Origin of the sequence: Mycobacterium sp. NS-7484, from assembly GCF_001953975.1 — a bacterium.
In the GTDB taxonomy this organism is placed as follows: domain Bacteria; phylum Actinomycetota; class Actinomycetes; order Mycobacteriales; family Mycobacteriaceae; genus Mycobacterium.
Genome location: NZ_MBEJ01000118.1, coordinates 1 through 1072, shown reverse-complemented (window position 1 = coordinate 1072; position 1072 = coordinate 1). Strand labels below are relative to the sequence as shown.

Below are 1072 nucleotides of genomic sequence, written 5' to 3'. Positions count from 1 at the left end.
GGCGCCGGGGTGCCGCGCCGCGGGGCGCCGCCGCCGCGGCCGCCCCGGGGCCGGGGGGCGGGGGTCGCCGCCGGCGGCGCCGGGGCGGTTCAGCGCGCTGATGATGCCGGTGGTGACGGTGCCTTCCAGGCCGAGCGGCGAGCCGATCGCCACGACGTCCTGGCCCACCCGCAGGTTGGCCGACGAGCCGAGCGTGATCGGGGTCAGGTTCGAGACGTCCTGCGCGCGCACCACGGCGATGTCGCTGCTGGGATCGGTGCCCACCACCGTGAACGGCTTGGTGGTGCCGTCGGAGAACGTCACCTTGGTCTGGGCGGAGGACGGGGCGCCCCCCGGCGGAAGGGCCGGCGTGCCGGGTTTGGCAGCGGCCTGCACGACGTGGTTGTTGGTCAGGATGAGCCCGTCGGCGGTCAGGATGATGCCCGAGCCTTCCTCCGAGGCGCGGCCCAGATCGGTCTCGAGCTTGACCACGCTCGGCACCACCTTGGCTGCCACCTGCTCGACCGACCCGGGCGGCAAGGCGGCGGCGGGAACTGTGGGCGCGGCGCCGAGGCCCTGGGTGCCCAGCCGCGGATGGTCGTCGTGCACCAGGGTGGCGACGCCACCGCCGACACCGGCCGACACGACGGCGACTGCGAGGGCGCCGGCGACCAGACCGGCCCGGGAGCGTTTCTTGGCCGGGATCGGCTGCGGGCTGGCCGGGATCCGGTATGGGTCATATGGGGCGCGGTAGGCCTGCTGCGGCTGCTGTTGCGGCTGCTGCTGTTGCGGCTGCTGCCGCGCATAACGCCAGTCGTACTGCTGCGACTGGTACGGATCTGGACGCGCACCGGCGTATCCGGGGGCGACGCTGCCAGGATGTTGATCCGGCTGCTGGGGGTACCTCGGGTGGTTCGTCATTGTGCTGCGTGCTCTTCTCTTGTAAATGGTCCGGGGTCGGCGCTGGGGCCGCCCCGACCCGTATCTCCAACCCCTGTCTGTTATACACATCTCCGCGCCCACGCGACCGGCGCCGATGGCGTATGGCGTGGTGTGGTGGCAAAAAAAAAGGGGGGGGGGCCGGGGGGGGGGG

At 72.8% G+C, this 1072-nt stretch carries 1 protein-coding gene; it reads right to left on the bottom strand.

The genetic code is table 11. The features are described from left to right. Positions 1 to 900 (bottom strand): S1C family serine protease (locus A5733_RS21140; protein ID WP_233152752.1); only part of this gene is annotated, 900 nt, incomplete at its 3' end. Positions 901 to 1072: the final 172 nt, after the last annotated feature.